Genomic DNA, 21,827 nt, shown 5'->3' on the forward strand with positions numbered 1-21,827 from the left:
AATATATTCGAGTATGAGCGTAGATTAGTAGTAGAGTGGGAAAACAACATTTCTACTGTAATAATATTGCTATATAGAAGCGTACTACTTTTGTAAAGGAAAGACGCGTTTAAGAGGGGGTTGAAATGATGAACCATGCAACAAGTGGGCTGCATGATGAGTCAGCTATAACAAATGTGCCGGAAACAACACGTGTACAAGATTTATTAGCGCTCGTTAAGATGGGGATTGTAAACTCAAATACACTTACGGTGTTTACAGGATTTTGGTTGGCTTTACACTTTAATGGATTAAATGCTGCTAACCATTTGGATAAAATGTTCTTTACAATTGTCGGTTCTGCTTTAATTATGGCAGGATCATGTAGCTTAAATAATTATATTGATCGAGATATCGATCATTTAATGGAACGGACAAAAAATCGTCCGACAGTAACAGGAAAATATAAACCTGGGTTTGCGTTAACATTAGGTATTACTTTATTACTTCTAGGTTTTGTATTCTTGTTATTTACAACACCGATGGCAGCATTGATTGGTTTCATTGGTGCTTTCACATATGTTGTTTTGTATTCATTATGGACAAAACGAGCATACACACTAAATACAGTAGTAGGTAGTGTATCTGGAGCAGTTCCACCTTTAATTGGCTGGGCAGCAATTGATCCTAGTTTAGATCATCCGATTGCTTGGATGCTATTTTTAATTATGTTTGTTTGGCAAATCCCACATTTCCTCGCATTAGCGATGAAACGTGTTGATGAATATCGAAATGCAGGTATTCCAATGCTTCCTGTTGTACATGGATTTGATATTACAAAACGTCAAATCATGATTTGGACAGTATGTTTATTACCACTACCGTTTTATATGAGTGGACTGGGAGTAACATTCATGGTAATTGCAACATTGCTTAACATTGGATGGATCGTATTAGGATTCTATGGATTCCGTAAGAAGGATGACATAAAATGGTCTGTACAAATGTTCGTCTACTCCTTGAATTACTTGACAATCTTATTTGTGTCAATGATTGTAGTTACATTCTTCTAAGACAACGACATGAGGGGATTTCTTTACGTTGAGATTTACTTTACTTACTATAAATAAAGTACAATCTAATTCACAAAGAAAGTGGGGGTTGTTTGTATGAAGAAACAGTGGCGACTGCTTTCATTCGTTTCACTGCTGGCTTTACTGTTAGGGGGATGCGGTAAAGCCTTTCAATCTACTTTAATTCCGCAAGGTGAAGTAGCAAAAATGCAATATGATTTACTCTTGTTAGCAAGTGCGATTATGGTAGGTGTTGTACTTGTAGTTACTATTATTTTCTTGTATGTAATTGTGCGTTTCCGACAAAAGAAGGGCCAAGAGGATTATATTCCAAAGCAAGTTGAAGGAAATCACAAACTAGAAATTATATGGACAGTTATTCCGATTATTCTTTTGCTAATATTGGCTGTTCCGACTGTTACATATACCTTCAAACTTGCTGACGTAAGTGCGATGGAGAAAAAGAATATTGATAAAGATACAATCGTTGTTGATGTAACAGCGAATCTTTATTGGTGGGAATTTTCTTACAAATCAGAAAAGATAGTAACTTCTCAAGATTTAGTTATCCCCACAGGTAAAAAAGTGTATTTGAATCTGAAAGGTGCTGATATTAAACATTCATTTTGGGTTCCATCTTTAGCTGGAAAAATGGATACGAATACAGATAATGTAAACAAAATGTGGTTAAAGGCAGATAAATCAGGCACTTATAATGGTTTTTGTACAGAATTTTGTGGCCCATCACATTCTTTAATGCAATTTAAAGTGAAAGCTGTTGATGAAAGCGAGTACAAAACTTGGATTGCAGATATGAAGAAAATTGATGGTAAGAAGGAAGTAGCTTCTACAAAAGAACAACAAGGTAAAGAGATATTCAACAAAAGCTGTATCGGTTGTCATGCAACTGGATCAAATGATAGTAGACCACCTTCTGCACGTATCGCACCAAACCTAGCAAATTTTGCTGATCGCGATATGGTTGCCGGCATTGCTGAAAATAATGAAGAAAACCTAAAAAAATGGCTAAAGGATCCTGAAAATATGAAGCCAGGAAATAAAATGACTGGTAAATATGGCAACTTAACGGACGATGAAATAGAGGCATTAAATGCCTATTTGAAAACGTTAAAAGTTGAGAAGTAAAAAGGGATTATTTGCGAAGGGGAGGTTGAAAACGTGAGTTCTGTAGCAAAGAAACAGGGGATGGGTGCTGTTATATGGGATTATTTGACGACAGTAGACCATAAAAAGATTGCCATTCTCTATTTAATTGCAGGTGGGTTATTTTTTATCATTGGCGGAATAGAAGCATTATTTATCCGTCTTCAATTAGCCATTCCGAACAATGCTTTTCTTGTTGGGGATGCTTATAATCAAGTATTAACAATGCACGGTACAACAATGATTTTCCTCGCAGCTATGCCGCTCGTGTTTGCATTTATGAACGCTGCTGTGCCACTTCAAATTGGGGCACGCGATGTGGCGTTTCCATTTTTAAATTCACTTGGATTTTGGTTATTTTTCTTTGGAGGCGTATTTTTAAACCTAAGTTGGTTTTTGGGAGGAGCACCTGATGCAGGATGGACATCTTATGCATCGTTATCTCTTGCTTCTAAAGGACATGGTGTTGACTTTTATGTATTAGGATTACAAATATCGGGTATAGGTACACTGATTGGTGGTATTAACTTCCTTGTCACAATTATTAATATGCGTGCACCTGGAATGACCTATATGCGTATGCCGATGTTTACATGGACAACATTTGTAACGTCTTCACTTATTTTATTTGCCTTTCCACCATTAACAGTCGGATTGGCGCTACTTATGTTAGATCGCCTATTTGGTACAAGTTTCTTTAACCCAGCTTTAGGTGGTAATACGATTATATGGGAGCATTTATTCTGGATCTTTGGTCACCCAGAAGTGTACATTCTTATACTCCCGGTTTTCGGAATATTCTCAGAAATATTCGCTACATTTTCTAAAAAACGACTATTTGGTTACTCATCTATGGTATTTGCAACAGTGTTGATTGGATTTTTAGGATTTATGGTATGGGCACATCACATGTTCACGGTTGGCCTTGGTCCTGTCGCGAATGCTATTTTTTCAGTTGCAACAATGGCAATTGCAGTCCCAACGGGGATTAAAATATTTAACTGGCTCTTTACAATGTGGGGTGGAAGTATTCGGTTTACAACTCCAATGATGTGGGCTGTTGCGTTTATCCCATCATTCGTAATGGGAGGAGTAACAGGGGTTATGCTTGCTTCAGCGCCTGCTGACTATCAATTTCATGATAACTATTTCGTTGTGGCACATTTCCACTATGTAATCGTTGGTGGGGTTGTATTTGGATTATTAGCCGGTGCACACTATTATTGGCCACTTATGTTTAACAGAGTATTAAATGAAACACTAGGGAAAATTACATTTTGGTTGTTCTTTATCGGCTTCCATTTAACATTCTTTATCCAACATTTCCTTGGTTTAATTGGTATGCCGCGTCGCTACTTTACGTATTTACCAGGACAAGGATTAGAAACAGGGAACTTAATTAGTTCGATTGGTGCTGTATTTATGGGACTTGGAACGATTGTTCTTTTATTCAATGTTGTGAAAACATCATTGTCTAAAGAGAAAGCGGGTCGTGATCCATGGGATGGTCGTACATTAGAATGGACAATACCAGCTCCGACACCAGAATATAACTTTAAGCAATTACCATTCGTTCGAGGTCTGGATCCGTTTTGGATTGAGAAACGTGAAGGGAATAAAGAGATGACACCAGCAGAGCCTGTGAGTGACATTCATATGCCAAACTCTTCATTTTCACCATTTGTTATTTCGCTTGGGTTATTTATAGCGGCATTTGGTGCAATGTACATGCAAGGTGGAAAAGATAAGTTTTGGCTCCTGGTTGCAATAATTGGGCTTATCATTACGTTTGGTGCAATGTTCTTACGTTCAGTAATTGATGACCATGGTTATCATATTCATAAAGAAGATTTGGATGATAAGGGGGGCACAGCGTAATGCATGTAGAGGAAAAATTAACAAATGAAACATTTCCAGCAGAGCCTGAAAAAGCAACCCTTGAGGGGAAAAATAAGTTTGTTGGATTTTGGCTATTCCTTGGAGGCGAAACTGTATTGTTCGCTTCCTTATTTGGCACATATTTAGCATTGAAAAATTCTACAAATGGCGGCCCCACTTCTCAAGAAATGTTTCAAATGCCACTTGTCTTTATCATGACGATGCTTTTGTTAACAAGTAGTTTAACAAGCGTGTATGCGATGTATCATATGAAGAACTTTAACTTTAAGCAAATGCAGCTTTGGTTAATTGTTACAGTACTATTAGGCTTGGGGTTTTTAGGATTTGAGATTTATGAATTTTATCATTATACACATGAATTCAAACATACAATGAGAAGCAGTGCATTTGGTTCAGCGTTTTATGCGCTTGTTGGAACTCATGGATTACACGTATTGTTCGGATTGTTATGGATCTCAACATTAGTTTTTCGGAATGCGAAGCGAGGGCTAAATTTATATAATGCTCCAAAGTTTTACGTCGCATCGATTTACTGGCACTTTATCGATGTAGTTTGGGTGTTTATTTTCACTGTAGTATATTTGATGGGAATGGTGGGATAAACAATGGCGATAAAGCAAACAAACACAAGTAACTCAAAGGTAGATCTTGTTTATCGTAGAAGAAAAAGTGCAGAGGAAATGAGGCATCAAGTGATTACATTTGGTCTAATGATTTTCTTAACGATTGTAGCTTTTGTGGCAGTCGCTTATCCGAAAACATTTAGTCCTCTTTTCTCAGTGCCATTTATTTTATTGTTAGCTGTTGTGCAAGTAATATTTCAATTGTACTATTTCATGCATATGAGTCATAAGGGACATGAAACAGCAGCCTTTTTCTTATATGCAGGGTTATTAGTGGGATTATTAACCATTTTAGCTTTTATGACGATTATCTGGGTTTAAAAAAGCAAAGGATAGGGAGCTTGAAGTTATCTTCGCTCCCTTTTTCCTATGAGGGTAAGGAATTCAAATTGAAAGGGTGGGTGTAAAAATGAGCAACTTATGGATATTTGGTTTTCAAGCTTTATGGAGCCCGATCTTTTTACTTTTTATGGTGTCTATCCTTATCTGTTACTTTCTTATTATTGGGCCCTATAGAAATCGGTTCGAAAATGCAGATAAGGTAAATAAAAAGCAGATATTTTATTTTACGACTGGGATTATCCTATTGTATTTTGTAAAGGGTGGACCTATTGATTTACTTGGACATATTGTATTTAGTGCACATATGTTTGAAATGGCAGTGATGTATATTGCGGTACCACCATTATTGTTATTAGGAATTCCGATTTGGTTATACAAATATATTACTTCTTTTCGTTTTATCCAGGTGATGTTGAATATGTTTACAAAACCGCTTATTGCCCTGTTTGTATTTAATGGATTATTTTCCATTTATCATTTGCCGGTTGTGTTTGATGCTGTAAAACAAAATCAAGTCGCTCATCCTATTTTTCTTGCTGTTTTATTTTTTACAGCAATGATGATGTGGTGGCCTATGCTAAATCCATTGCCGGAGTATCAAACATTAAGTGAAATTAAAAAAATTGGCTATATGTTTGCGAACGGTATATTATTGACACCAGCTTGTGCGCTAATCATATTTGCTAGCGAATCATTGTTTGTTACATATACGGATCCAAGTGCATGGATGAAAGCGATGGAGCTTTGTGTGCCTGTAGGGACACTGGCTGATTTAAATATAACCGGACCAGAATTTTTACACTGGATGCCGATTGTACAAGATCAACAAACAGGTGGTACCATTATGAAAATTGTCCAGGAAATAGTATATGGTACAATTATTGGCTATGTATTTTTTAAATGGGCACGTAAGGAACGTAAAAAAGATGAGGAGCAACTACAGGCAGTACCTCCTTATTTGCAAACGAAATAAAACAGGCATGTCCACATGGGCATGCCTGTTTTATTTACTCGATAATTTGAAATTCCTTCAATTCCTTTTCAATATTTTGCAGTAGTTGTTCGCTTTTTTGAAGTACGTTTGTAGGGAAATTTTCATTCTCTCCATATTCAACACCATGTGGATAATAGTGTTTTCCTAACAACGGGGGAAGTAATTTAACTTGTGCGTGTCGTCCTCCGATTTCTCCTTCTACAGCAAATCCTTGGACCCGTAAATAGTATACATCCTTTAATATTTCAAATTTATAGTCATATGTAACTCGTTCATAATCCCACTGTCCGGCAAGTACGAAATGATGATTTTGCATGACTTCTGTGAGAAGTGTAAAATCAATAGTTGCGTCTATAAGTTTTGAATTTGTAAACTGCATAGAATCCCTCCTTATTTTTATTTGAAACCATCTAATTTTATAATAGTATGAATAATGAGAAATCGCAATTCATATTGAGAGAAAAGGGATAATCACGGCTTTTTTTATAAAAATATGATATAGTGAAAATAGTATGGTACAAACAAAAGAGAAGACAGGGCTTTGTGTATATCTCAATTTTATGTTTGACCAGGAGGTATATTTTTTGAAAAAATTATTACGTATCGTAATGATTACGGCTTTGATTTTAGCAATTGATTTATACGGGAAATTACTCGTTTCGCAATATATATTACAACCATCTCATTCTAAGCAGGAACATAAGATTGTCAAGAAAAAGAAACAAATAAATGAAGGTTTTCCAGAGACAATCTCCCAATTAATAGGAGGAGATTCGGAAAATTTATTAGCAAAATGGGGTGAGCCAGCTCGAATCGAACCTTCTGCTTATGGTTACGAATGGTGGATTTATAATCAAGATTTATCACAATATGTACAGTTTGGTGTTGCAGAGCATAAAATTGTAACAGCTTATGTTGCTGGTGATCAAGTGGATGTAGCCCCGTTTCATATGAATGAAAAATATGAAGATGTCTATAAAAAAAATCCATTTTCACATGAAATTTCTTTGGAAAAAGGAAGGAACAGTTACCAATTTGAATTATCTGATACTGAAATTGCAGAACAACCACTTGTTTCGATAGAAGAAGATGATTGGGCGCAGTTATACTTTGATCGGTTTACACATAAACTTGTTGGAATTAGGTATATGGATGATGAAACATTGCTTCGACAAAGACCGTATCAGCTTGTTTATTCTGGAGAATTAGGGACGGAGCCAGCAATCCCTCAGGAGAAAATGGCACAAGTAGAACATGGGAATATGCAACAAATTCTAGATTTGACTAATATTATTCGTAGTCGTCATCAATTGCCATTACTAACATGGGATCAACAAACAGCTGAAGTAGCTTTTGGACATAGTAAAGATATGAAAGAGAATAATTACTTTTCACATGATTCACCGAAATTTGGAACTTTAGGAGATCGATTACAACGTGGTCAAGTCACTTTTCAACTAGCGGGAGAAAATATAGCAGCGCAGCATACTGATGGAATCGCGGCAGTGCAAGGTTGGCTGAATAGCGAAGGGCATCGGAAAAACTTGTTAAATGAACAATTTACTGGACTAGGTGTTGGGGTCTTCGATAAATTCTATACTCAAAATTTCATTAGAAAATAACAAAAGGTGCATGAAACGTCTAAAAATAGGCGAACCATGCGCCTTTTTTTTCTTACAATATAGTAGATACATCTGAAGAGGTGAGGATTATGACAAAGACAAAAGGACCGTTACATCCTTCTGTTCAACAATTTAAAGAGTTTGTAAACCATCACCCTAAAATGGTTCATGAAGTTCGAAACGGTCAAAAAACATGGCAACAATTTTATGAGGAATGGTATTTACTTGGGGAGCAAGATGAAATGTGGAATGCTTATAAAGCGGATGGAGAAGCGATTTCTTCTCCTATACAAGAGAATCGTACAGAAAATAATGATGAAAAAGCTGCTGATTTAATGGGACAAATGCTTTCGTTTTTTAAAAAATTAGATGCAGAACAAATGCAGCAGCATCTAGCTAATGTAACAAGTGCAATTGGGAGTGTACAACAAGTTATTCAACAATTTCAAGGGAATCGTACACAACCTGAGCAAAGAACTTCTGAAAATAATCCGTTTTTCTTTCGAAAAGATTAGGAGGAAAAGAGGATGAGGGCAGAACTTATGGAATTTATAAAAGCTGACAAAGATTTAGAGCGTTATATTCGTGAACAACCCCATTGGTATCGGAAATTATCACGTAATCCTAAGGAGAAGGAGGCTTTTGAATTAGCTGCCTTACAGTATTATAAAAAGACAATTCCTGATAAAGTTGCAAAATTTCAAAATCAACTGGCGGTTGCTTCTATTATGATTGACATGTTTCAATATATGAAGCAGCAAAATGCAACATAATTGGAAGGAAAAACTATGTCCGTCATGCGAAACATTTGTTACAATAGAAACAGATTATTGAAAAAAAGGAGTTACAGCATGACGGAAATTTGTTTAGTGCGACATGGACAAACTGATTGGAATTTTCAAGAGATTATTCAAGGGCGTGAAGATATTCCACTTAATGAAGTTGGGAAAAAGCAAGCCAGTCAAAGTGCAGCTGCATTAAAATTGGAAACGTGGGATGTAATTATTAGTAGTCCCTTAATTAGAGCACAAGAAACAGCACAGGCAATTAGCGATGCTGTTGGAATACAGTCTATTCTTCTAGATGAGCGGTTTGTTGAACGGAATTTTGGAGAGGCTTCAGGAAAACCAGTTCCTGCAGTTAGAGAGCTTATTGCAGAGGGAAATGTAGAAGGTATGGAGACAGATGAAGAGATTGTAAAACGCTGCTTTGCTGCATTGCAAGACGTTGCACAAGTACATGTGGGTAAACGTGTTATTATTGTTGCACATTCACATGCGATAAAAGCAATGTTACACGCAATCTCACCTGATGAAATTACATTTAAAACGCCATTAAAAAATGCGTGTATTAGTTATGTAAAAGAAGAGAATGGAAGCTGGGATGTACTACGATATAATATTGCCGAGCATATTTGCGTATAAGAAATTATAATGGATGAGTATTTTCAGTAATAGAACTTTTAACTTTATATTCAAATTAGTAGTTCTGTTCTAAATGTGTTATGATGGATACTCGGAGGTGTCTCTCATGATTGTAGCGACGCTTGAAAGCGTAATGATATTAGACGAAGCAGAACAGCTTGCAAAAGCGATTGTCTGTTCCGATGTAGCTAAGAGCTATCGTAAATGTTATAAGGCATTACAGGAAGATTTGGAGGCTCAAACATTAATTGGTCAATTTACAGTAATGAAAGAGCGATATGAAGAAGTGCAACGCTTTGGAAAATATCATCCTGATTATACTTTCGTTTCGAAAAACATGCGAGAGTTAAAACGTTCTGTAGACTTGCATGAAAAGATATCTGCTTTTAAAAAGGCGGAAAATACTTTGCAAAAACTATTAGATGAAGTCAGTGCAGCAATTGGTTCCGAAGTATCATCTGCGATTAAAGTTCCTACTGGAAATCCGTTTTTTGATGCAGGTGGCTGCGGAAGCGGGTGTGGCTCTGGTGGAAGTTGCGGTTGTAAAAAAACGGGGTGATGTGCCCCGTTTTTTAGAATATGAAAGAAAACGTATACAGAATTTGTTCTATAATTTCACAAATTTCTGATTGATTTTTATAAAATACAAGAATATGAGTATATAAAAGGAGAAGATGGAGAAGATTATGTTCGGGCAACGACAAAGTATGATTGTTTATTTACATTCATTGAAACATGCCAAAATTTTAAGGAAATATGGTAATATTCATTACATATCAAAGCGTTTGAAATATGCAGTTGTATATTGTGATGTGGAGCAAATAGAGCATATGATGCAAAAGCTAAATAAGCTTCCTTTTGTGAAAAAAATTGAGCAGTCATATCGCCCGTTTCTTAAAACGGAATTTGAAAATTCGCGTCCAGATCGTGCGAAAGAATACGACTATAGTTAAGGAGAATCCCCCCACTAATTTTAGTGGGGGGATTCTTTATTTTAATAAAAATACAATGGGTATAAATTGCTACTGCATTGGAGGAATGAAATGATTCATTCGTAAAATGCCGATAAGGTGATTAAAATATAATTCTTTTTCTGGGAAAGTTGTAGAAGGTTTTACAGTAAAAGAAACGACATTTTTTTCAATTTGTTCAGCTGTTTCTTCGAATAAAACAATTCGTTTGCTTTTTTTATTTTCAAGTATAGGAATCCCTTCGCGACATATGTATAGCGGTTGGAAATCACCAACTGTTGTTGGTTTCAGAACAACAACTAGTGAGCATACTTTTTTATCATTTTTTAAGGTTTCGAATTGTAACATATGTGACACACGGTCTTTATTTGTTTTCGCAATCTCAAGTAATTCATATAAATCGGAGTAGCCTTCTCCTAGTTCAATAAAACGTTGAATCATATTATTTCCTCCTCTTTCTTTTACTGTATCATTTCATTTTTAAAATGAAAAGAACGCAAAGAAAAAAACCCTGCAAAGCAGGGCCCTTCTTATACTAGTATGTACTAGCAAGAAGGCAAAGGGAGAGGAGAAACCGGAGGAAGAACTTATGGGGAAACGTAAGTCTTCTCCGCGGTTGGCAACAACATCGAAGGTGATGTTGTTATATTTATTTATGTCCAATCTAAATGAAGATATACATAATGAATTTAAATTTTATCGTAGGCTTTTTATTTTGCTTTTTTTTATTTTATGATAGGATAAAAAAGATAAAGGGAAACTTGTATCAGTAGAAGAGATTTTACTCGCATATAGCGAGATGAATATACATATTGGATACTGGAAAGTGATCATACAATGATGGCTATTAAAAGAAATAAAGTGTTTTTTCTTTTAATAGGTAGCGGATTAGGTTATCCTTTAATGGGAAAATAACCAGGAAATATTGGGATTTGATAGCGATTACCAAAGCGGATATGTATTTGTAATAATCGCTCGATAGATTGAAATAAAGGTAGTGACAGCGAATGAGAGTAGTTTCAGGAAAATGTAAAGGGCATCCACTTAAGGCTGTACCAGGTAATACAACGCGACCAACAACAGATAAAGTAAAAGAAGCCATTTTTAATATGATTGGTCCTTATTTCGAGGGAGGAGTTGCTCTCGATTTATTTGGAGGTAGTGGAGGACTTGGGATTGAAGCACTTAGCAGAGGGATTGACAAAGCTATTTTTGTTGATCGAGATAATAAAGCGGTGAAGGTAATTCATCAAAATTTAGAAAGCTGCAGAGTACATGATCAAGCTGAAGTGTATAGAAATGATGCAGAGCGCGCTTTGAAGGCGCTAATTAAGCGTGAATTATCATTTGATCTCATACTGTTAGATCCACCATACAAAGATCAAAAAATCATTTCGTTAATTAGTGTTATAGACCAACATGGAGTATTGAACGAAGATGGATTGATTATGGCAGAACATGGGGATGATATAGTCTTACCTGAGACGATAGGTAGACTTGTAAAGGTAAGAGCAGAAAATTATGGTATTACGGCGATTTCGATTTATAAGTATGAAGGTGAGGAGACCGAATGACAAGTATAGCAATTTCTTCAGGAAGTTTTGATCCAATAACTCTTGGACATTTGGATATTATTAAAAGGGGCGCAAAGGTGTTTGATGAAGTATATGTTGTTGTTTTAAATAATTCTTCTAAGAAACCGTTTTTTTCAGTAGAAGAGCGTCTAGAGCTAATTCGAGAAGCAACAAAAGATATTCCAAACGTAAAAGTTGATTCGCATAGCGGACTGTTAGTTGAGTATGCAAAAATGCGTAATGCAAACGCGATTTTACGTGGTTTACGTGCGGTTTCTGATTTTGAATATGAAATGCAAATTACATCAATGAATCGTAAGTTAGATGAAAACATTGAAACATTTTTTATTATGACAAATAATCAATATTCATTTTTAAGTTCGAGCATTGTGAAGGAAGTGGCTCGTTATGGTGGGAATGTAGCTGGTCTTGTTCCTTCTGTTGTAGAGCGCGCTTTAAAAGAAAAGTTTCAAACCCCGTTAAGATGAACGGGGTTTTTCTTTATTTATTATGCGTAAGAATAATAAAATAACATATAGATATAAACAAAATAGTGTAAAAGTAGGGCCGTAGTGAAGCAATATATCCCAAGCCTTTGTAAGAATAGAAGACTGATTTGATAAGAAAACCGGAATATCTTGTTGATTTGGTGAAAAAGAATGTAATTTTTCGTAAAGTGGTACCCAAAATATAAAGGTGTATATTGGGGCGAGAATACTTTGGATAATTCTTGCAAAGAAATAAGGCTTAAAGCGAATATCAGTTTCGGCTAAAATGCTTGCCACTTGAGCTTGGATAGAAAGGCCGCTAAATGCGAGGATAAAGCTTGTGACCATTGCTTGTTCAAGAATTGTAGTATGATTGGTTTGGCTAATCATTTGGCTACCCAGTGTCATTTCGAAAAGCCCTGACAAGATGGGGATGCTAAAGTGTGGCGATAGTTGGCAGAATGTTAAAATATGTTGCATAATAAGAGCTAGTGCTGTTGTGATGTGGAAGACGGTAATCATTTTATTTAAAACGGAGAATAAAATAATAAATCCGCCAATCATGAGTAAAGTTTGAATAGAGGAAATAATAGCATCACCAAGTAGTTTTCCAATTGGTCTGTTCTCTTGCAAACGTGTCTCATGGAGGATTGAAAAAGCGTGCTGTAAGGGACGTTTTTGAATGGATTGTTTTTCCTTTATGTAAGTATTGTTGTTGCCGTAAAAACGCATAAGTAAACCGACAGTAAAGTTGCTAACGTAATGTGCAGTAGCTAATATAAAACCTAATTTTGGATTGTTAAAAAAGCCAATAGAAACAGCTCCAAAAATAAATAGTGGATTAGAAGAGTTGGTAAATGATACGAGCCGTTCTGCTTCTATTTGAGTTAGCTGGTTACTTTGCCTTAGTCTGGCACTTAATTTGGCGCCCGCAGGAAAGCCAGAAGCCATCCCCATTGCCCAAACAAAGCCTCCAATACCAGGTACACGGAAGAGTGGGCGCATAAGCGGTTCTAATATAACACCGATAAACTTTACAACACCTATACTAATTAAAAGCTCCGCAACGATAAAAAAAGGTAATAGCGAAGGAAAGACAACTTCCCACCATATATTTAATCCGCGAATAGAAGCTTGCAAAGCGGCTTGGGGGTGAAGTACGAGAGAAAATGTTAGAAATATCATCGTTATGGTGAGAAAAGCTGTTTTCCATTTTTCATACATTTTAACGTAGCCCCCCTTTGTCCCAAAAACGTTCACTTCAGTATACGTGGATACATGGTGAGTTTAGACCATAAGTATGAAAAAGAGGACAAAAAAATTTTAAGGGTGAGAGAAATGAAGGAACCGAAAATAGGTTTAGCTCTTGGATCTGGAGGTGCGAAAGGTTTCGCGCATGTCGGTGTGATTAAAGTGTTACGAGAGGCGAATATCCCTATCCATATGATTGCCGGAAGTAGTATGGGGGCATTGATTGGTACATTTTATGCAGCGAGTTGCAACGTAGAGAGGCTCTATCGAATGGCTACATTATTTAAACGAAAATACTATTTGGATTTTACTGTACCCAAAATGGGCTTTATTTCTGGAAAGCGTGTAAAAGATATGATTAAAATGTTTACATATAATAAAAAATTAGAAGAGTTAGATATCCCAACTGCAGTTGTGGCCACTGACATTTTAAAGGGGGAAAAAGTTGTATTTACAAGCGGTCCTATTGCTGATGCGGTCAGAGCAAGTATTTCTGTGCCAGGAGTGTTTGTACCTGAGAAAATAGATGGTCGTTTATTAGTGGACGGTGGGGTAATTGATCGTATTCCTGTATCTGTCGTAAAAGAGCTAGGTGCGGATATTGTGATTGCTGTAGATGTATCGCCTATTAAGGTGAACGGAGAAATTACATCCATTTATGATGTTATCATGCAGAGCATTGAAATTATGCAGCATGAACTTGTTGTCAATCGGCAAATTGCTTCGGATTTAATGATGCGTCCGGCAGTAGAACAATTTAGTTCTCGTGCTTTTACCAATATTGAAGACATTATTCGAGTTGGAGAAGAAGAGGCGGAGAAGCATATTCAGAAAATTTACTTATTAATTGAGCAGTGGAAGGAGAAAAATAATGTTTAAGCGTTTTCGGTTTATATATGCAATTTTAATTGGAGTTATATTGGCGATGTTACTTGTCTACGTACGCCTTCCGTATTATGTAACAAAGCCAGGTATGGCTGCGAAATTAGAACCATATGTACAAGTTGATGGTGGAAAGAAAGAATCAGGTGATTTTATGCTTGTGACAGTTTCAATGGGGCCAGCGAATGTTGTAAACTTAATAGCTGCCCAATTTAATAAATATAATCACATTTCTAAAGCAGAGGAAATTTTGCAAAAAGGTGAGAGTGATGAGGAATACCAATTCCGCCAAGCGTATGCAATGAAAGATTCACAAAATGCAGCGATTTATAATGCATATAAACGTGCGAATCGTCCAGTTTCTTTTCAAAATAAAGGAGTATTAGTTGCTGGGATTGCAAAGAATATGTCCGCTGAAGGAAAATTAAAACTGGGAGATGTAATTGTCGCTGCTGACGGTCAGCCTTTTGAAACGATAGACCAATTTACTGCGCACATGGCAGGGAAAAAAGAAGGGGAAGTAGTACATATTGAATATGTTCGAGATGGAAAACGTTTTGAGGAAAAGTTAACATTAAAACAAATTCCTGATGGTAAGGGGCGTGTGGGAATCGGAGTTTCTATTGTCACTGAAAGAGAATTAGTAGTAGATCCAAAAGTGAAAATCGACTCGCACGAAATTGGTGGGCCCTCGGCGGGATTAATGTTTACATTAGAAATTTATAATCAATTAGTTGAAAAAGACATGACAAAAGGCCATGAAATTGCTGGGACAGGAACAATTAATGAGAAGGGAGAAATCGGTCCTATAGGTGGTATTCAGCAAAAGGTTGTAGCAGCTAGTGATGCGGGTGCAGAAATATTCTTTGCTCCAAATGAAAAAGGGGTATCGAAATCGAATTATAAAGAAGCGCTTGAAGCAGCAAAAGATATTAAGACGAAGATGAAAATTGTACCAGTAGATACATTGGATGATGCATTAACATACTTAGAAAAAATGTCAGAAAAAAAGTAAGCCTCTCGCAAGAGAGGTTTACTTTTTTATAAAAAGGTATTTATTGTTTCATCATACCGAATAGGATGTTGCGTTACATCTTTTTGTATACATTTTGTACGTAGCGGTTCTTGTAGCACTGAAAAATAAACAGCGTTTGCTTTTCGCTCTATATCTAGAACAGGATGCTTGAATGTCTTTGTGTGAGTAAGAAGAGGGAGTCCTAGATTTTTTTTATGTTTCGAAACATAAGTTTGTCCTTTTTGTGACATACCAAGTAAACGTATATATGGTGAATATTGCTCTGTATGCGCCTTCTCCATTTCTTCTTTTGTTGTATTCGTTAAAATATGTGTACACGCTCGTTGTAATCTAGTCCATGTATAACGTTTTGTTTTTAACGCTTCCATGAAAGTAAGAAATGAAGAGCTATTATGTATTTTTGATAAAATACGATGCTCCAATCCTTCCTCTATCTCATATATATGTTGTAGCTCCTTGGAAGACATTGTCAAAAGTTTGTATTTAAAAAATGGGAAATACTTCTCCCAACAATGTAGCATGTGATAGGTTTGGTTATAGCTTTCTAAAAAAGATGCAGTAAAATTTGGTACAAAGGGATAAATGGTTGTGAATGAATCATTTTCACTAAATAATTGTTTGCGAATGCTGGTGGCACTTGCAATATGGTTATCTTGAAAGGTTTCGTCATGATAATGAGATGCGAATCTTTCAATGGTATGTGCATGAATTGAACTTTTCTGGGAAAGAATTGCTTCAATGTAATGTAAGCCTAATATATTATTTGGCTGTGACATATCAACAGTATTACTGTCCGATAAGATATGTAAGAAGGCTTGAGAAGTTGCTTTTGCATAGCTGTTTCCATTATCCATAAATTGCTGTACAAGTTGATTGAAAGTATCATTTTCTTTTTGGCGTAACGAAATGGTGTTATAGAAATTTTGAACTTTTCCATCCTCACTGCCAAAACAAATTTCAGAAACGCCAAGCGCATCTAAAATAGAAATAGCTCCGCTAGCAAATGTTTCGGCCTTTTGTGTTGCGAATGCATAAGGGAGTTCAACAACAAGATCTACGCCCCCAGCTAGAGCCATTTTGGTTCGCTGCCATTTTGATACGAGAGCTGGTTCACCGCGCTGTAAAAATGGTCCACTCATGACAGCGATTGTAATGTCGCACTGTGTTAACTTTTTGGTTTGTTGCACATGATAAGCATGACCGTTATGAAAGGGGTTATATTCCACAATAATACCACTAGCCTTTATGATAATCTCTCCTTTCGATGTAGCATCTTTTCTGAAAACATGATAATCTATATATTATTTCCTATAATGACTTCATTATAGTGTAAAGAAAAAACATTGACAAATATAAAATGGCTAGCTATAATTTTGTTTGTTGCCTTGAGGTGATATGATATGAAATGGTCCATCCATCAATTAAACAAATTGAGACATAAAGGATTGACATTGGATGAGATGGTAGATGTAAGTGAGCTAAAAGAAGTCGAGAAAGAAATTCGTAAAATTAGTCCTGTTCATGTAACAGGTAGAGTTGATTTTGGCTCTAGTAAGTTTACGTTTCATCTACATATAACTGGAAGCATGGTGTTACCATGTTCTCGCTCTTTAGTAGATGTAACATTACCATTTGACATTAAAACAACTGAGGTGTTCCAAACTTCAGCAGAAGAGTATGAAACGGAAGCGGAAATCCATTACTTAGAAGGAGAAGTACTTGACTTACTCCCTATAATCAAGGAAAATATACTTTTGGAGATTCCAATGCAAATTTTCAGTGATGATGTTTCCGGTGGAGCACCGACGCAAGGTCAAGACTGGCAAGTGATTTCGGAAGAAAGCAAAGAAAAGCCTGTTGATCCAAGATTGGCAGGACTTGCGAAGTTTTTTGACAAATAATCGGAAGACTGGTTCAGGCCTTCATATGAAAATAACTATTTCTTTTAAGGAGGTGGGAAGAATGGCTGTACCTTTTAGAAGAACTTCTAAAACAGTAAAAAGAAAGCGTCGTACGCATTTCAAATTATCAGTACCTGGTATGGTAGAGTGCCCAAGCTGTGGTGAAGCGAAATTAGCTCACCGTGTATGTAAAGCATGCGGTACTTACAAAGGTAAAGAAGTAATCAGCAAGTAATTGCAGAAATAAACGTAGAAGAATATCTTCTACGTTTATTTTTTTTTGTCTTAACTTTACATGTTGGTATTCTATCTTTTCTAGTAACTGCATATGCTTAATAAAAAATGCATAAGGAGGACTAGAGGAATGGCGACAACAAGACAAGATGCATGGACTGATGATGAAGATTTACTTCTGGCAGAAGTGGTACTCCGGCATATTCGTGAAGGTGGAACGCAACTTTCCGCATTTAAAGAGGTAGGAAGGCATTTATCTCGTACACCTGCAGCATGTGGATTTAGATGGAATTCTTACGTTAGAAAGCAATATAAGGAACGTATTGAAGAGGCCAAACAAATTCGTAAGGCAGAAAGTTATGAAGTAAGGCAACCGAAAGTTGTGGAGCTTTCTCCTGTATCGATTACGTTAGATGATGTTATTACCTTTTTACAAAAATATAAAGATGAAAAAGAGGTAAAAGAATTACATCAAAAAATTGAATTGCTACAAAAGGAAAAGGAATGGCTTCTTCAGCGTTTATCTGTATATGAAGAAGAGTATCGTACTTTGCTTGATTATATTGATCGAAAAAGAAGTGTGATGGTGTTAGAGACAAAAGAAAGAGATACGATTCATGAGCATGAAACATTAGAAAAGTTGAAAAAATAAAAACAGCTGATAACAGCTGTTTTTATTTATGCGGATTCTTCGTTTGTAACCGCATTCAAATTAGTTTCTGGATGCCAAATATAAAATTCGCCATCAGCCGTTGATACTTGCTCGAAATTTTGTTTATCCCAAAACGCAGCAGAGTGTATACGGGCAGTTGTTTTGATTGGAAATTGTAGTTGTTTTGCATAGTTAACAAGCATTTGACCAAAACCTTGTTTTTGAAAGTTTGGTAACACCTCAAGTTTTGAAAGTTCTACGTAAGGTCCAGCAATCTCAGGGTTGGACTCACCGTGTCTCCTCATGTACAAACTCATACGTGCGATAAGGGATCCGCCGTAATAAATGCCGTAAAAGGGAGATTCGCTATCATTTTCAATAATATTTGCTTGTAATTCTTCAAACATGGAGAGTTCTTGGGCACCACAGCCCTTAAATTTTTTAAATTCGTCTAACGTTTTATAATTGATGAGCAAGCGCTCAACTTTTGGGAATGTCATTACATCACATCCTCTTCTCAGTTTGTAAAATAAAGAAAAGTATAAATATTTTCAATAATATTATAACTCATTTTTTCATTTTTATGAAGAAAATAGAATATTTCTTTCGGTATTTTTTTGAAGTGTTTGCTACACTAGTCATAGGAAGGGGATTTATACATATTTATAAAATGTACTTTCGATTGTTGAAATATAAATTAAGATATAATCAATGTTAGGACAAGTATAGAGAGGGGGGAATCAGAAGGCTTCTAGTTGATGGTAGGATATAATTTATTTTGGTACCGGTTAGGAGCTTCTGAAGGATAGAGATGAAAATTGGGATTGTTGGTCCGGGAGCGATTGGTCTGCTTTTTGCATTTTATTTAAAAAAGAACAAACAGGATGTTACATTATTTACAAGAACGGTAGAACAAGCTGAAAAGTTAGTTCAGGAGGGAATAAAGTGTATTCGTAAGGGAGAAATGGAAACGGTATTTATAAATGCTATGCCCTTAGAGAATATTGTAGATGAACAAATGGACTATCTGTTCGTTGCTGTAAAACAATATCATCTAGTGAATATTCTTCCTTTTATAAAAGAACAAAGACGGATTATCTTTTTGCAAAATGGGATGTCTCATTTGCATATCTTGCAAGAAATAAAATGTGAAAATATAGCGGTGGGAATTGTAGAGCATGGAGCAAAAAAAGAAAATAAATATACAGTGAATCATACAGGAGTAGGGGTTACAAAATTTGGGGTGGTAAATGGAGAGTTGTCTCAATTTGATTCACTATTAGATTGTTTTTCTCCAAAATATTTTTCGGTGCAAGTCGAAGAAGATTGGAAACAGACGATGTATTATAAACTTGTAATAAATGTATGCATTAATCCGCTAACAGCTTTATTTGGTATACAAAACGGAGTGTTGCTGTCGAACCCTTATTTTTATAGAGTCATGGAGCAAATATTTCAGGAGGTCGTGTTTCTTGTAGGGGAGGAAAGAAAAGAAGATTTGTGGCTATTGGTTTGTCGTGTATGTGAAACCACAGCCAGTAATACATCATCTATGTTAGCTGATATAAGAGCGGGCCAGGAAACGGAAATTGACGCTATTATTGGTTATGTGATGGAGGAAGCACGGAAACAGCAAAAACAAGTTCCAGTACTGCAATTTGTATACAATTCCATAAAGGGATTAGAAGTATAAGAGATATTCTTTGCTTTTACATGAAACATTGACTACAATTTGGATTGGTGAGAGAACAGGATAGGAAAGGAAGAATTATATGGAGATAAAAGAGATCTCTGTTCCACTACAAGGTGTTGTGGCGGACTATATGAAGGGTAAGAAAGAAGCGCAGGCATACTTTGATTATCCGTTGACAGAAGAAGGATTCGGGCAACGTCTGCATGATTTGCGTAATAAGAAATTTTTCCGTCAAGATTTAGTGGCACATTTATTAGAGTATAATACTAATTTACATGCTGGAGAGCATACTCTTCAGAATATAAAGGCGCTAGCGGATGAAAATACATATGTTGTTGTTGGAGGACAGCAAGCGGGACTATTAACAGGCCCTCTTTATACAGTGCATAAAATTATTTCGATTTTACAGCTTGCAAAAGAAAAAGAGGCGAGTTTAGGAGTACGTGTCGTTCCTGTTTTTTGGATTGCTGGTGAAGATCATGATATCGATGAAATTAATCATGTGTTTGTAACGAAAAATAAAAAAATAAAAAAGACGATTTTTCATGATCGTCTTCTAAAAAAAGCGAGTGCATCTGAGTCTGAGCTTTCAAAAGAAGATTGTAGAAAGTGGATTGAAGAAATTTTTAAAACATATCCAGAAACGAATTTTACAAAGGACGTATTACAGTTTGTTGAAGATGCCTTGCAGAATTCGCGTACTTATGTGGATTTCTTTGCGCATCTTATTATGAAATTATTTGTAGATTCAGGCTTGATTCTTGTTGATTCACATCATCCAGCGTTAAGAAAATTGGAAGTCTCTTTTTTTAAACAAATATTAAGTCGATATCAAGAAGTGCAAATGAGTCTTCATAAACAACAGCAATTAATAAGAGAACAAGGATATAAACCGATTATTGAAACAAAATCAAATGCGGTACACATATTTATGCAAATTGATGAAGAGCGTGTGTTGTTAGAAGAAGAGAATGGGCAATTTGTTGGGAAAGATGGTGCTTATTCATTTTCGTATGAAGAATTGATAGCGGAAATGGAAAGAAGTCCGGAACGATTTAGTAATAATGTTGTAACGAGACCACTTATGCAAGAATATATATTTCCGACATTAGCATTTATTGGAGGGCCTGGTGAAATTGCTTACTGGAGTGAATTGCAACGAGTATTTCATGTGTTCGGATTTCAGGTACCTCCGGTTATTCCAAGGCTCACAATTAGTTATGTGGAACGTGATATTTCAACAGATTTACACGATTTGCAATTACAAGAGAGTGATCTGTTTGTGAAGAGTATAGATATGTTACGTGAAGAGTGGCTTTCTAATCAAATAGAAGAGCCGATTGGTGAACGATTTATAGAAGCGACAGAGAAAATGATCGATATTCATACTTCTTTACAACAGTTTGTAACAAAAATAGACCCAGGAATGCAGAAATTTGCTGAGAAAAATGAGCGAAAAATTAAAGAGCAAATTGAATTGTTAGAAAGAATGTTAAAGCGGAATGTTGAGAAAAAAAATGAAGTAGAGCTGAATAAATTCAGGCGTGTACAATACGCTCTCCGTCCGTTAGGTGCACCGCAGGAGCGTGTATGGAATATATGTTATTATTTAAATCAGTTTGGATTAGATTTTGTTGAACGGGTAACGAAACAATCGTACTCTTGGGACGGGAAACATCATATTATAAAACTATAAAATCTTGCTCTTAGGAGCAGGATTTTATTTTTGATTTGTGGAATTAAATGTAAAGCGAAAAACTGAATTATCAAACTATATGAACAAGAGTGTGATATGGAGAACAAAACGCATGTATATGACAAAATAGAACAAAATGTAAACGCATTATTGTGTTTTTCGACATGTTTTTATTTAATTTCCCGCAAAAGATGATAAAATTTAGTATATAATAAAGTGAAACTGCGATTAGTGGACATTAGATTTCCACTAACGCCAAGTTGGATGTGACATGTTTTCATAGCGTTAATTTCCCAACATATTGTGTATGGTATTAAAAGGGAACAAGT

General features: G+C 35.9%; 26 protein-coding genes. 21 read left to right on the top strand and 5 right to left on the bottom strand.

The window, feature by feature from the left end; translation table 11 throughout:
- Positions 1-128: 128 nt before the first annotated feature.
- From cyoE to ctaG, 6 genes are all read left to right on the top strand, one after another.
- Entirely contained in the window at positions 129-1,052 is a 924-nt protein-coding gene (cyoE, locus tag M014_RS0102005) for a heme o synthase (protein ID WP_026590214.1), read from the top strand.
- 96 nt (positions 1,053-1,148) lie between these two features.
- Positions 1,149-2,198, top strand: a complete 1,050-nt coding sequence (gene coxB / locus M014_RS0102010; protein WP_026590215.1) for a cytochrome c oxidase subunit II — start codon at positions 1,149-1,151, stop codon at positions 2,196-2,198.
- A 60-nt stretch (positions 2,199-2,258) separates the two neighbouring features.
- On the top strand, positions 2,259-4,094 hold the full coding sequence (gene ctaD / locus M014_RS0102015) for a cytochrome c oxidase subunit I (protein ID WP_170833611.1): 1,836 nt from the start codon (positions 2,259-2,261) through the stop codon (positions 4,092-4,094).
- Positions 4,094-4,717, top strand: coding sequence for a cytochrome c oxidase subunit III (gene ctaE, locus M014_RS0102020; RefSeq protein WP_026590217.1), 624 nt, complete (start codon positions 4,094-4,096; stop codon positions 4,715-4,717). Before ctaD ends, ctaE begins: the two co-directional genes overlap by 1 nt.
- A 3-nt stretch (positions 4,718-4,720) precedes the next feature.
- On the top strand, positions 4,721-5,059 hold the full coding sequence (ctaF, locus tag M014_RS0102025; protein WP_026590218.1) for a cytochrome c oxidase subunit IVB: 339 nt from the start codon (positions 4,721-4,723) through the stop codon (positions 5,057-5,059).
- A gap of 88 nt (positions 5,060-5,147) precedes the next feature.
- On the top strand, positions 5,148-6,053 hold the full coding sequence (ctaG, locus tag M014_RS0102030) for a cytochrome c oxidase assembly factor CtaG (protein WP_026590219.1): 906 nt from the start codon (positions 5,148-5,150) through the stop codon (positions 6,051-6,053).
- A 34-nt stretch (positions 6,054-6,087) separates the two neighbouring features.
- Here the strand turns inward: ctaG and M014_RS0102035 are convergent, their stop codons facing one another.
- Positions 6,088-6,453 (bottom strand): YugN family protein, encoded by a 366-nt coding sequence (locus M014_RS0102035; protein WP_026590220.1) that lies wholly within the window; start codon positions 6,451-6,453, stop codon positions 6,088-6,090.
- A gap of 205 nt (positions 6,454-6,658) precedes the next feature.
- Here M014_RS0102035 and M014_RS0102040 point away from each other — a divergent pair, with 205 nt between their 5' ends.
- From M014_RS0102040 to M014_RS0102065, 6 genes are all read left to right on the top strand, one after another.
- The gene (locus M014_RS0102040; protein ID WP_026590221.1) at positions 6,659-7,696 is read left to right on the top strand and encodes a CAP domain-containing protein; all 1,038 of its coding nucleotides are present in this window, start codon (positions 6,659-6,661) and stop codon (positions 7,694-7,696) included.
- A gap of 89 nt (positions 7,697-7,785) precedes the next feature.
- On the top strand, positions 7,786-8,211 hold the full coding sequence (locus M014_RS0102045; protein WP_026590222.1) for a YlbD family protein: 426 nt from the start codon (positions 7,786-7,788) through the stop codon (positions 8,209-8,211).
- Between the two features lie 12 nt (positions 8,212-8,223).
- Positions 8,224-8,469, top strand: a complete 246-nt coding sequence (locus M014_RS0102050; protein WP_026590223.1) for a YlbE-like family protein — start codon at positions 8,224-8,226, stop codon at positions 8,467-8,469.
- A gap of 78 nt (positions 8,470-8,547) precedes the next feature.
- Positions 8,548-9,120: a histidine phosphatase family protein gene (locus M014_RS0102055; protein ID WP_026590224.1), complete on the top strand. Its 573-nt coding sequence runs from the start codon at positions 8,548-8,550 to the stop codon at positions 9,118-9,120.
- 106 nt (positions 9,121-9,226) lie between these two features.
- Positions 9,227-9,679 (top strand): YlbF family regulator, encoded by a 453-nt coding sequence (locus M014_RS0102060; protein WP_026590225.1) that lies wholly within the window; start codon positions 9,227-9,229, stop codon positions 9,677-9,679.
- Between the two features lie 127 nt (positions 9,680-9,806).
- Positions 9,807-10,073, top strand: coding sequence for a YlbG family protein (locus M014_RS0102065; RefSeq protein WP_026590226.1), 267 nt, complete (start codon positions 9,807-9,809; stop codon positions 10,071-10,073).
- A 69-nt stretch (positions 10,074-10,142) separates the two neighbouring features.
- On the opposite strand, the gene M014_RS0102070 is transcribed toward M014_RS0102065, so the two are convergent.
- Positions 10,143-10,532, bottom strand: coding sequence for a DUF7147 family protein (locus tag M014_RS0102070; protein WP_026590227.1), 390 nt, complete (start codon positions 10,530-10,532; stop codon positions 10,143-10,145).
- A 566-nt stretch (positions 10,533-11,098) separates the two neighbouring features.
- On the opposite strand from M014_RS0102070, the gene rsmD reads away from it, so the two are divergent.
- Both rsmD and coaD read left to right on the top strand, forming a co-directional pair.
- On the top strand, positions 11,099-11,665 hold the full coding sequence (gene rsmD, locus M014_RS0102080; RefSeq protein ID WP_026590228.1) for a 16S rRNA (guanine(966)-N(2))-methyltransferase RsmD: 567 nt from the start codon (positions 11,099-11,101) through the stop codon (positions 11,663-11,665).
- A complete protein-coding gene (gene coaD, locus M014_RS0102085) occupies positions 11,662-12,153 on the top strand; it encodes a pantetheine-phosphate adenylyltransferase (protein WP_026590229.1) in 492 nt (163 codons plus the stop codon). Before rsmD ends, coaD begins: the two co-directional genes overlap by 4 nt.
- Here coaD and ylbJ read toward each other — a convergent pair.
- Positions 12,145-13,377, bottom strand: a complete 1,233-nt coding sequence (gene ylbJ, locus M014_RS0102090) for a sporulation integral membrane protein YlbJ (protein WP_026590230.1) — start codon at positions 13,375-13,377, stop codon at positions 12,145-12,147. The genes coaD and ylbJ overlap by 9 nt on opposite strands.
- A gap of 114 nt (positions 13,378-13,491) precedes the next feature.
- Here ylbJ and M014_RS0102095 point away from each other — a divergent pair, with 114 nt between their 5' ends.
- Entirely contained in the window at positions 13,492-14,283 is a 792-nt protein-coding gene (locus M014_RS0102095; protein WP_026590231.1) for a patatin-like phospholipase family protein, read from the top strand.
- The gene (locus M014_RS0102100) at positions 14,276-15,301 is read left to right on the top strand and encodes a SepM family pheromone-processing serine protease (RefSeq protein ID WP_026590232.1); all 1,026 of its coding nucleotides are present in this window, start codon (positions 14,276-14,278) and stop codon (positions 15,299-15,301) included. The genes M014_RS0102095 and M014_RS0102100 overlap by 8 nt, the downstream gene beginning before the upstream one ends.
- Positions 15,302-15,327: 26 nt before the next feature.
- On the opposite strand, the gene M014_RS0102105 is transcribed toward M014_RS0102100, so the two are convergent.
- Entirely contained in the window at positions 15,328-16,569 is a 1,242-nt protein-coding gene (locus M014_RS0102105) for a nucleotidyltransferase (RefSeq protein ID WP_081810947.1), read from the bottom strand.
- 153 nt (positions 16,570-16,722) lie between these two features.
- Between M014_RS0102105 and M014_RS0102110 the strand changes: the two genes are divergently transcribed.
- From M014_RS0102110 to M014_RS0102120, 3 genes are all read left to right on the top strand, one after another.
- The gene (locus M014_RS0102110) at positions 16,723-17,223 is read left to right on the top strand and encodes a YceD family protein (protein ID WP_026590234.1); all 501 of its coding nucleotides are present in this window, start codon (positions 16,723-16,725) and stop codon (positions 17,221-17,223) included.
- 61 nt (positions 17,224-17,284) lie between these two features.
- Complete coding sequence (rpmF, locus tag M014_RS0102115) at positions 17,285-17,458, top strand: 50S ribosomal protein L32 (RefSeq protein ID WP_001984764.1); 174 nt, start codon at positions 17,285-17,287, stop codon at positions 17,456-17,458.
- A 129-nt stretch (positions 17,459-17,587) separates the two neighbouring features.
- On the top strand, positions 17,588-18,109 hold the full coding sequence (locus M014_RS0102120; protein ID WP_026590235.1) for an RsfA family transcriptional regulator: 522 nt from the start codon (positions 17,588-17,590) through the stop codon (positions 18,107-18,109).
- A gap of 26 nt (positions 18,110-18,135) precedes the next feature.
- Here the strand turns inward: M014_RS0102120 and M014_RS0102125 are convergent, their stop codons facing one another.
- A complete protein-coding gene (locus M014_RS0102125) occupies positions 18,136-18,609 on the bottom strand; it encodes an N-acetyltransferase (RefSeq protein ID WP_026590236.1) in 474 nt (157 codons plus the stop codon).
- Between the two features lie 305 nt (positions 18,610-18,914).
- Between M014_RS0102125 and M014_RS0102130 the strand changes: the two genes are divergently transcribed.
- Both M014_RS0102130 and bshC read left to right on the top strand, forming a co-directional pair.
- Entirely contained in the window at positions 18,915-19,802 is an 888-nt protein-coding gene (locus M014_RS0102130; protein WP_026590237.1) for a 2-dehydropantoate 2-reductase, read from the top strand.
- 79 nt (positions 19,803-19,881) lie between these two features.
- Positions 19,882-21,498 (top strand): bacillithiol biosynthesis cysteine-adding enzyme BshC, encoded by a 1,617-nt coding sequence (gene bshC / locus M014_RS0102135; protein ID WP_026590238.1) that lies wholly within the window; start codon positions 19,882-19,884, stop codon positions 21,496-21,498.
- Positions 21,499-21,827: the final 329 nt, after the last annotated feature.

The organism is Bacillus sp. UNC437CL72CviS29, from assembly GCF_000482345.1.
GTDB lineage: Bacteria > Bacillota > Bacilli > Bacillales > Bacillaceae_G > Bacillus_A > Bacillus_A arachidis.